Raw genomic sequence first — 9,069 nt, 5'->3', positions numbered from 1 at the left:
TGGCAGCATCATTTTCAGCAGTGCAGCTTTACGTTCTTCTGAGTAGAAAGGCATGACCATACTCTTGCCGCCCCCGGAATACTTTTTAAAAAGCGGGGGACACGACAACTACCCTGACACCGGGGGAAACCGACAAGCCATTTTCTACCAGCTCGAAACGCCAGGTCGATTTGAGTCGGCTCATCATGACTCACAGCGCATCATTCCTGCTGTTACAAAAGCCATACGTGAAACCTTGCGCAATGTGGTGTTTCTTGATCCGTGTCCTGCGCTGATGCGTGACTATGCGTATGTGAAGGACGACCTCATCAAAGAGGACGGCAGCAATCTGTCTGCGGTCCTCTACAGGATTTCTCAAGAGCCGGAACAGAAAGCCAGACTGCTCGCCTTTATCAAATCCTTGCCCGAACAGGACATCACCGACATAGAGTTTATAAAGACTGACCGCAACGACGTCATGGTGAGGCTGGTGGAGTCTTTCGGACAGAAAAGCAGAACCGTGGACGCACCGCTGCTCTCTGATGGGACCCTTCGCGTTCTAGCCGTCGGCGCAACGCTTTTAGCCGCTCCTGAAGGAGCGCTGGTGGTTATCGAAGAGATTGACAATGGTGTCCATCCCAGTCGGGCGGAAACCCTTGTAAGACAACTCCGAGCTACCGCTGCCGAGAGAAAGCTGCAAGTCCTGCTGACATCACATAACCCTGCTTTGATGGATGCGTTGCCTGATAGTGCGCTGGCTGATGTGGTTGCCTGCTATCGCGACCCTGAACACGGCGACAGCCGTCTGGTGCGCTTGGGAGACCTGAGTCGCTATCCAGAATTGGTCGCGCAGGGGCCATTGGGGCAACTCATGACGCGGAGGGTCCTGGATCGTTTCTTGAAGGACGATACCACGGAGGATGAGCGCAAGGCACAAGCACTGGACTGGTTGACTGAACTGCGCCAAAGCACAGACGGAGGAGCAGAATGACAGCCGTCTGCTTGATTGATACCACTGTTTTCGTCGAAATTCTCAATGTGCCCATCAAGGCGCAACAACACATTAAACCCTTCGTCAGTTAGAACAACGCATACTTGCTGGAGAGCCGCTGTTTTTGCCGATGGCTACGATACTCGAAACCGGCAATCATATTGGACAGAATGGAGACGGAGGCACTCGACGCAAATGTGCAGAGCGTTTTGTCAGGCAGGTACAGGATGCATTGAAAGGGCGTTCCCCGTTCAAAGCCATCAGCTTCCTGCAAGAGGATGAAATGAGCGGCTGGTTACGCGAGTTTCCAGAGCATGCAATGTGTGGCAGCGGGCTTGGCGATCTTTCCATCATTCATGACTGGAGACGACTCTGTTCTCTGAATCCATCGAGACGGGTTTATATCTGGTCTGAAGATGTACATCTCGGTGCGTTCGATCAACTGCCCCGGTTGTAATATCCTCAACGCCGCGCCGACAGCTGCTGCGGTGCCAGAAACGCATCGTGAAAATAGTTACGAAACGCTTGCATCGCCGGGCTCAACTCGCGCTCGCGGTGCCAGGCCAGGCCGACGCTCATTGGCGTTACCGAGTCGGTGACAGTCAACGTTTCAATACGCTTGCCTTCCAGCGACCAGGGGCGATGCACCAGGTCGGAGAGAATCGCCACTCCGCTGCCGTTGGCGACCATGCTGCGCACTGCCTCCACGGAGCTGGTGCGCACTCTGACATTGGGTCGTTGGCCGGCCAGTTCCCAGTAGCGCATTGCACTTTGCTCCGCTTCGTCGACGGTCAGCAGGATATAAGGCTCTTGTGCTACATCGGCAAGGCTCACGGCGGCGCGCTGGCACAGCGGGTGGTGGCTGGACAGCCATAGACGGCGTTCGGAGTTGAACAGTGTCTCCGAGACGATATCCGGGTGAGTGATGTTGGCTGTCAGCACCACCGCCATATCGAAGCGTCCCTCCAACAGACCCTGTTCGATGGCTTGCCGTTCGCGTTCATGAACCTCGATGGCTACATCGGGGTGCCAATGTTCCAGACGTTGCAGGTGGTGAGGCAGAAAGTAGCCAATCACGGTGTAGCTGGCGGCCAGGCGCAATACGCCGCTGGCGCGAATATCGGGTAGCGGGCTGTTCAACGCATCATCGACGCTTCGCAGGATCACGTAGGCCCGGTTCAGAAAATGTCGACCCGCTTCGGTCAGGCTCATGCCCTGAGCCGAGCGCTGGAACAACAGCGTGCCGAGCATGCTTTCCAGTTCCTTGATTGCCGTGGTCACCGCAGACTGGGAAATGTTCAGGTGAATGGCCGCCTGTGAGATTTGCCCGATCTCGGCCGTTGCCACGAAATAACGAACCTGGCGCAACGTCAGGGACATAAGCACTCCAATTGGCGGGTATCTGTTTTTCAGAAGATGATGTATCTGTAAATAGATCTACCCAAGGGGGGGCGAGCGAATCTAACGTGTTTTGTATGAAGCCGGATAGCTTCCTTTCCGGACGGACCCTTAACCCGATAGCCCCAGGAGCAAAAGCCATGCAGGTGGATTTCAACTCGGATATGGGGGAAAGCTTCGGCGCGTGGACCATTGGTGACGGCGTCGATAGCGAATTGATGGCCTTCATCAGTTCCGCCAACGTCGCTACTGGTTTTCACGCGGGTGACCCCGGCACTATGCGCCGGACCATAGAACAGGCAAAACAGCTGGGCGTTGCCATTGGCGCGCACCCTGGGTTCCGCGATCTGGTCGGCTTTGGGCGGAGGCACATCAACGCAGCGCCTCAGGAACTGGTCGATGACATGCTCTACCAGTTGGGGGCATTGCGTGAGCTGGCCCGGGTTCAGGGCGTGACATTGCAGCATTTCAAACCTCATGGGGCGCTGTATATGCACCTTGCCCGGGATGAAGCCGCTGCCCGTCTGCTGGTGGAAAACCTTCAGCGTCTGGAGCCTGAATTACTGCTTTACTGCATGCCCGGTTCGGTTATCTGCAAGATAGCTCAGGAACTCGGTCAGCCGGTAATCCGCGAGTTCTACGCTGATCGCGACTACGACCTGAGCGGCTCCATCGTCTTCACCCGTAATGTGCGCGCGCATGACCCGACCGAGGTCGCGGCACGCGTGGTTCGCGCGTGCCAGCAAGGTCTGGTGCGTACCGTCGAGGGCGAGGACCTGAGCATCGAATTCGATTCGATCTGCCTGCACAGCGACACGCCGGGCGCTCTGGGCCTTGCCGAAGCGACCCGGCAGGCGCTGGACGCTGCCGGGATCACGGTGCGTAAACCACGCTGAGTCAAATGGCATCGTGTGCACAGACACAGGAGCCACGTTACTGATATTTGCCTGCCGTTCTACAAAAAATTCAACAAGGAACAGACATGGCTGATCCGATTCGCTACAGCTTTGGCGCTGATGAACACCTGTTCGCGGAGGTCAGCGAGAGTATGTCGCTGGAGGCCTTTTTCAAAGGGCTGGCGGTGACCCGTGCGGTCGAGCGTCTGGAACTGGACGGTGTACTGGACGTATGCCTGGCCAACGCGTCCTTCCAGATTCGCTTCGACCCGGACCGTATTGCACCGCATGTTTTGCTTGAAGCGGTGAGAGCTGCCGAGGCCGATGCGGTGGCCGAACGTACGCTGCAAACCCGCATCATCGAGATTCCGGTGCTTTACAACGACCCCTGGACCCATGAAACCCTGATGCGTTTTCGTGACCGCCACCAGGATCCGGGTTCGACGGACCTGGAATACGCTGCGCGTATCAATAACCTGGCGGATGTAGATGCCTTCATTGCTGCTCATAGCGGCGCGCCGTGGTTCGTCTCGATGGTCGGTTTTGTGGCCGGTCTGCCATTCATGTTTCAGATGGTCGAACGCGAGCGCCAACTGCAAGTGCCCAAATACCTGCGGCCACGTACCGATACACCAAAGCTTACGCTAGGCCACGGCGGCTGCTTCGGCTGCATCTACTCGGTGCGCGGAGCGGGTGGCTACCAGATGTTCGGCGTCACGCCCGCGCCGATCTACGATCCGCAGCAGGGTCTGGCTTATCTGAAAGAACACATGGTGTTTTTCCGGCCGGGCGACATCGTCCAGTTCAAACCGGTTGATCGGGACACCTATGATGCGGCCGTTGCAGAGGTTGAAGCCGGGCGCTTCGATTTGCGGATTCGTCCCGTCGAGTTTTCCCTGGATGCCTTTCTGGCTGATCCCGCTGGTTATCCCAAGTCGTTGCAGGAGGTGCTGGCATGATCAAGGTGCTCAAACCCGGTCTGGCGACCTCGGTGCAGGATCTTGGCCGCGAAGGCTATTACCACCTGGGTATTCCGCCCTCCGGTGCGCTGGACCAGTACGCGCTCAGCGCTGCCAATCAGCTGGTTGGCAACCCACCTGGTGCCGCCGGGCTTGAATGCACATTGCTGGGGCCGGAGCTGGAGTTCCAGTGCGATACATTGGCCGCGGTCTGTGGCGCGCACATGACGGCGCGCCTCGACGGTGTGGAAATGCACCACGACACCGCCTTTGCGGTAAAAGCCGGACAGGTGCTGCGTTTCGACTTCCCCAAAGACGGCGCGCGCACCTATCTGGCGGTTGCCGGAGGGATTGATGTGCCGCTGGTGCTGGGCAGTCGGTCGACTTACACGCTGGGTGCGCTTGGCGGTTTTCAGGGCCGTCGACTGATGGCTGATGACCAGTTGCCGATAGGCATTCCCGGCGGCAAGGGGCGGGCCGGGGCGAGCTTGCCGATGGCTTTGCGCCAGTCTTTGGGCGGGGAAGTGTATTTGCGTGTGGTGCCGGGCCTGTATTACGAGCGTCTGACCGAATTCGCAGCCACCAGCTTTTTCTCAGAGTCCTGGAGCGTAGGCTCGGAAGCCGACCGCATCGGTTATCGCTTCAAGGGCGGCAGGGCGTTGACATTCCAGCCCAGGGAGCAGCCTTTCGGGGCAGGCTCCGATCCATCGAATATCGTCGACAGCTGCTACCCGATCGGTTCGATTCAGGTGCCTGCCGGGCTGGAGCCGATTGTCTTGCACCGTGACGCGGTGTCTGGCGGAGGCTACGCGATGATCGGCACTGTGATCAGCGCCGACCTCGACCTGATTGGTCAGATGCAGCCCAACCAGAAGGCCCGATTCGTGGCGGTAACGCTGGAGGAGGCTCTGGAGGCGCGAAAGTCGTACAAGAAGAAGCTGGCGTGCCTGAGCAAACTGTTCCCCTCATAGACGCGATCAAAGACCCTGCAGTTGCTCAAGCATTTTCGTACGGCACACATCGAGTATTTCGTCTGCCAGTGGCGAGTCGTTCGGGCAACTGCGCGATAGCAACAGCGCGCCCAGTGCATGGGCGAATATATCGATGGTGTTTGCCCGCGCCTGTTTCCACTCGTTGTCGCCAGGAGATGCATCTGCCGGAGCCAAGGCGGCAAGCATGCTCTCGATGCCCTCGGCGAACGTTGCCTTGACGTCGTCTGACTGACGTGCGGCATCAGCGCTGAGCGCGGCCATCGTGCAGCCTGTGCCAGGGTTATCCCGGTGCTCTCTGGACAGGTAGTACTCGATGAACCGCGCAGGATCGACGTCTTTCGATTGCTCCACGGTGCGCGAGATGGCGCAGGCTGCCGATTCGGCCATCAGGTCGGACTTGGAACCGAAATGCTTGTAGAACCCGCCGTGGGTAAAGCCCGCCGCGGCCATCAGGTCTGCCACCCCGATACCGTCAAAGCCGTGCTCGCGAAACTGAACGGATGCCGTCTCGACAATGTGTGCCCGGTTGGCCTGGGCCTGCGCCTTGGTGACTCTCATGTGGCTTGCCTCTCTTGCTTGCTTGGTTTTTTCCCGTCCGGGTTCGGCAGGATGTGAATATAACATTGATGCTGACCGTCATCAAAGTCATTGACAGTTAAGATGCTGATCGTAATCATAACTGCTCAAAGCTGACTGATATCTGTCCACCTTGTTTCTCAGCAACAGGATCGCACCACGGGCGATCCTCAACCGGCAGGAGCAAAACCATGAAATACAGAACGTTTGGCAAAACCGGGCTCAATGTTTCGCAACTGGCGCTGGGAACAGGAAACTTCGGCACGGCCTGGGGCTACGGTGCCGACCCGGTTGCCAGCAAGGCAATTTTCAACGCCTATGCAGAGGCGGGTGGCAACTTCATCGATACTGCAGACATTTATCAGTTCGGTCAGTCCGAAGAGCTACTCGGTACGCTGCTGGAAGGCCGGCGCGATGATTTCGTGCTGGCGACCAAATTTACCAACGGTGCCTCGGCCAATCCCGGCCGCCTGGCCATCGGCAACAACCGCAAAGCGATGGTCAGCTCTGTGGAGGCAAGTCTCAAGCGCTTGAAGACGGATCGCATCGACATCTATTGGGCGCACCATCCAGACGCTGTTACACCCATCGAGGAAATTGTCAGAGGGTTTGAAGATCTGGCGCGTGCAGGGAAAATCCTTTATGCAGGCCTGTCCAATTTCCCTGCATGGCGGCTTGCTCGCGCGGTTACGCTGGCCGAAATCAGCCGCGCATTACCGATTGCAGCCGCTCAGTTCGAACATAGCCTGGTGCATCGCGAGCCGGAGGCCGATCTTTTTCAGGCTTCTTACGCGCTTGGCCTTGGCGTCGTGACCTGGTCACCTCTGGGGGGTGGCATGCTGACCGGCAAATACCGCAAAGGGGAGAGCGGGCGCGCTGAGGGGTTTGGCGGCAAGGTGTTCCAGCCTGAGAACTCGGCGCAGCGCACACGGATTCTCGATACTGTTCTTGAGGTTGCCGGTGAGCTTGGCGTCAGCGCGGGTCAGGTTGCCATTACCTGGGCCGGTTCGCACGGCGCTGTTCCTATCATCGGGCCTCGTTCGCACGAGCAGATTGCCGATAATCTGGGCGCCTTGTCGCTGACGCTGGCTGACGAACAGATTCAACGGCTCGATGCGGTCAGCAGTCTGGACCCCTCCGCTGGACCAAGGTCGGCGGCTGATTGGTCGAATGAGACTCGCGCAAGGGGCGTTGCATGAGTTGTTGTTGGCCTGGCTCGGATAGTTGGTTACCAGTCGCCAAATGAGCGGCTGGAATCGAGTAAATTGGGTAGTATGAGCCATCAAATAAGATGCGTGGTATCCAGCGATGGTCATTCTGGCAATTCTGATCCTTGCGGTCATGCCGTCTCTTCTTCCAACGTGGCGGAGCACGCTGATAGCGGCATGCAATGTGTTGGTTTCGCATACAGCTGATTAACTTGATTGGTTTGCCCTTCCTCTGGCTATCTCTGGTCATCTGGTGCATGCCAAAAGAGGACGCGAGGTCTTGAGTTAACGAGCTTTGCGACTCAAGGCTTTGACCATCCGAAAGAAAGGCGGTGATCTTCGCCTTGGCGTTGAAAGTGTTAGCGTATTCCCCGCGTTTTTCTTTGTAATGAGAAAGACCAAACTACTCGCAGTCTTGTCTATTCATCGTCCTTGAGCCACGTAGGGTGATGAACGCCATCACCTTCCGCGTGCACAGCCCGTATTACCGAATACCGATGAGCAGCCCTGGCTGCCCCATCAGGAGAGCACCATGCATCGAAAATCAATTTGCGCAGCACTGGCCATCCTGTCCGCAGCCACACTCACCACCTCACTGGCCTACGGCGCGACCATCACCGGGCTCCCTGTAAGCGCCCCTGCCGACAGACCGGTAGGCAAGCTTGAACAGGGGCATGCCTTTTACGATGCGATGCCTACCGGTGTGACGGTCACTGAAACCGGGCGAATTTTCGTCAACTTCCCTCGTTGGGGCGACAAGGTGCCTTTTACGGTGGGCGAGATTCGTGACGGTAAAGTGGTTGCCTACCCGGATCTGGGGGTCAACCGCGAGAATCCGAAGGACCCCGGCGACGGGCTGATCAGCGTGCAGAGTGTGGTGGCCGACGGTAAAGGACGCGTCTGGCTTCTGGACACTGCCGCACCGCAGTTTGCTGCTCCGCGTCCGGGTGGTGCCAAGCTGGTTGCGGTAGACCTGGCCACCAACCGAATCGTCAAGCGGCTGGTGTTTCCGGATAACGTCATATTGCCCAGCACTTATGTCAACGATATGCGCTTCGACTTCCGCAAAGGATCGCAGGGGACTGTCTACGTTACTGACTCTTCGGTGAGCGGTCCGGGTGCGATCATTGTCATGGACATTGCCAGTGGGCATGCCGTACGGCGCCTGAGCGGCGCGAAGTCGACGTCTGCCGACCCGGCTTTCGTGCCCGTGGTCGAGGGCGTGCCGGTACTGGGTGATGGCCCGGACGGATCGCGCAAACCGGTTCACGTAGCCGCAGACGGCATTGCGCTGTCGGCCGATGGCAAGACGCTGTATTTCTCGCCACTGTCCAGCCGCCACCTGTACTCCGTCGCTACCGAGCTGTTGAACGACAGCGGTGTAAGTGAGCAGCAACTGGCTGCAGCTGTTCAGGACCTCGGTGAAAAGGGCGCCTCCGATGGTCTTGAGGCTGATGCAGATGGCGCTGTGTATGCAGGTGACTACGAGCACAATGCAATTCGCAAACGCTTGCCGAGCGGTGTCTGGCAAACCGTGGCGCACGATTCTCGCATGCTGTGGCCTGATACGTTGTCTATCGGTCCAGATGGCTACCTGTATTTCATCGTCAACCAATTGCACCGTCAGGCCGGTTTCAATTCGGGCCACGACAAGCGTGCAAAACCTTATAGCCTGCTACGCGTGAAAGTCGACGCTGCGCCTGCACCCACTCATTGATCGAATTGAATACCGGAGCATTGATAATGAATACACCTGCAAAGCCGTTGGCCTTGATCGCAGTTCTGAAAGCCGTTACGGGCAAAGAGTCCGCATTGAAAGAAGCATTATCGGCACTGGTGGAACCGTCCCGATCAGAGCCGGGCAATATCGAGTACACGCTGTTCGAGGCGCGCGATGAGCACGGCACGTTTTACATGCGTGAATGCTTCAAGGATCAGGCTGCACTGGATGCGCACGTTGCCACGCCGCATTACCAACAGTTTGCAGCTGCAAGCGGCGAGTGGCTGGCAGAGCCACCGCAGCTGATATTCCTGGATCAGGTGTCTGGCTGATCTGGATAAGCGGCTCGA

General features: G+C 57.8%; 8 protein-coding genes and 2 pseudogenes. 8 read left to right on the top strand and 2 right to left on the bottom strand.

What is annotated here, in order from left to right; translation table 11 throughout:
* Positions 1–127: 127 nt before the first annotated feature.
* Together RGM3321_RS05750 and RGM3321_RS05745 are read left to right on the top strand one after the other, a co-directional pair.
* Positions 128–970, top strand: a pseudogene (locus RGM3321_RS05750) (ATP-binding protein); the annotation flags it as partial.
* Positions 967–1,427, top strand: a pseudogene (locus RGM3321_RS05745) (hypothetical protein). The pseudogenes RGM3321_RS05750 and RGM3321_RS05745, both read left to right, overlap by 4 nt.
* Positions 1,428–1,432: 5 nt before the next feature.
* Here the strand turns inward: RGM3321_RS05745 and RGM3321_RS05740 are convergent.
* A complete protein-coding gene (locus RGM3321_RS05740) occupies positions 1,433–2,350 on the bottom strand; it encodes a LysR family transcriptional regulator (RefSeq protein WP_005731822.1) in 918 nt (305 codons plus the stop codon).
* 158 nt (positions 2,351–2,508) lie between these two features.
* On the opposite strand from RGM3321_RS05740, the gene RGM3321_RS05735 reads away from it, so the two are divergent.
* The 3 genes from RGM3321_RS05735 (at position 2,509) to RGM3321_RS05725 (ending at position 5,194) form a co-directional block, all read left to right on the top strand.
* Positions 2,509–3,264 carry a 5-oxoprolinase subunit PxpA gene (locus RGM3321_RS05735; RefSeq protein ID WP_244391964.1) on the top strand — a complete coding sequence of 252 codons (756 nt, stop codon included), beginning with the start codon at positions 2,509–2,511 and terminating at the stop codon, positions 3,262–3,264.
* Between the two features lie 86 nt (positions 3,265–3,350).
* Positions 3,351–4,223: an allophanate hydrolase subunit 1 gene (locus RGM3321_RS05730; protein ID WP_122259951.1), complete on the top strand. Its 873-nt coding sequence runs from the start codon at positions 3,351–3,353 to the stop codon at positions 4,221–4,223.
* The gene (locus tag RGM3321_RS05725) at positions 4,220–5,194 is read left to right on the top strand and encodes a biotin-dependent carboxyltransferase family protein (protein ID WP_002553463.1); all 975 of its coding nucleotides are present in this window, start codon (positions 4,220–4,222) and stop codon (positions 5,192–5,194) included. The genes RGM3321_RS05730 and RGM3321_RS05725 overlap by 4 nt, the downstream gene beginning before the upstream one ends.
* Before the next feature lie 6 nt (positions 5,195–5,200).
* Here the strand turns inward: RGM3321_RS05725 and RGM3321_RS05720 are convergent, their stop codons facing one another.
* The gene (locus tag RGM3321_RS05720; protein WP_244391962.1) at positions 5,201–5,773 is read right to left on the bottom strand and encodes a TetR family transcriptional regulator; all 573 of its coding nucleotides are present in this window, start codon (positions 5,771–5,773) and stop codon (positions 5,201–5,203) included.
* A gap of 209 nt (positions 5,774–5,982) precedes the next feature.
* On the opposite strand from RGM3321_RS05720, the gene RGM3321_RS05715 reads away from it, so the two are divergent.
* The 3 genes from RGM3321_RS05715 (at position 5,983) to RGM3321_RS05705 (ending at position 9,051) form a co-directional block, all read left to right on the top strand.
* Positions 5,983–6,990: an aldo/keto reductase gene (locus RGM3321_RS05715; protein WP_244391960.1), complete on the top strand. Its 1,008-nt coding sequence runs from the start codon at positions 5,983–5,985 to the stop codon at positions 6,988–6,990.
* A 541-nt stretch (positions 6,991–7,531) separates the two neighbouring features.
* On the top strand, positions 7,532–8,716 hold the full coding sequence (locus RGM3321_RS05710) for a major royal jelly family protein (RefSeq protein WP_244391958.1): 1,185 nt from the start codon (positions 7,532–7,534) through the stop codon (positions 8,714–8,716).
* Positions 8,717–8,742: 26 nt separating this feature from the next.
* Entirely contained in the window at positions 8,743–9,051 is a 309-nt protein-coding gene (locus tag RGM3321_RS05705) for a putative quinol monooxygenase (protein ID WP_057402542.1), read from the top strand.
* Positions 9,052–9,069: the final 18 nt, after the last annotated feature.

Origin of the sequence: Pseudomonas sp. RGM 3321 (assembly GCF_022836805.1) — a bacterium.
Classification (GTDB): Bacteria; Pseudomonadota; Gammaproteobacteria; order Pseudomonadales; family Pseudomonadaceae; genus Aquipseudomonas.
Note: the sequence above shows the minus strand (reverse complement) of the source record. Positions and strands in the feature narration are given on the sequence as shown.

Excerpts from the sequence above, each read along its gene's own strand:
- RGM3321_RS05720 (WP_244391962.1), bottom strand. The coding sequence starts at position 5,773 with ATGAGAGTCACCAAGGCGCAGGCCCAGGCCAACCGGGCACACATTGTC.
- RGM3321_RS05710 (WP_244391958.1), top strand. The coding sequence starts at position 7,532 with ATGCATCGAAAATCAATTTGCGCAGCACTGGCCATCCTGTCCGCAGCC.
- RGM3321_RS05705 (WP_057402542.1), top strand. The coding sequence starts at position 8,743 with ATGAATACACCTGCAAAGCCGTTGGCCTTGATCGCAGTTCTGAAAGCC.
- RGM3321_RS05725 (WP_002553463.1), top strand. The coding sequence starts at position 4,220 with ATGATCAAGGTGCTCAAACCCGGTCTGGCGACCTCGGTGCAGGATCTT.
- RGM3321_RS05740 (WP_005731822.1), bottom strand. The coding sequence starts at position 2,350 with ATGTCCCTGACGTTGCGCCAGGTTCGTTATTTCGTGGCAACGGCCGAG.
- RGM3321_RS05730 (WP_122259951.1), top strand. The coding sequence starts at position 3,351 with ATGGCTGATCCGATTCGCTACAGCTTTGGCGCTGATGAACACCTGTTC.
- RGM3321_RS05735 (WP_244391964.1), top strand. The coding sequence starts at position 2,509 with ATGCAGGTGGATTTCAACTCGGATATGGGGGAAAGCTTCGGCGCGTGG.
- RGM3321_RS05715 (WP_244391960.1), top strand. The coding sequence starts at position 5,983 with ATGAAATACAGAACGTTTGGCAAAACCGGGCTCAATGTTTCGCAACTG.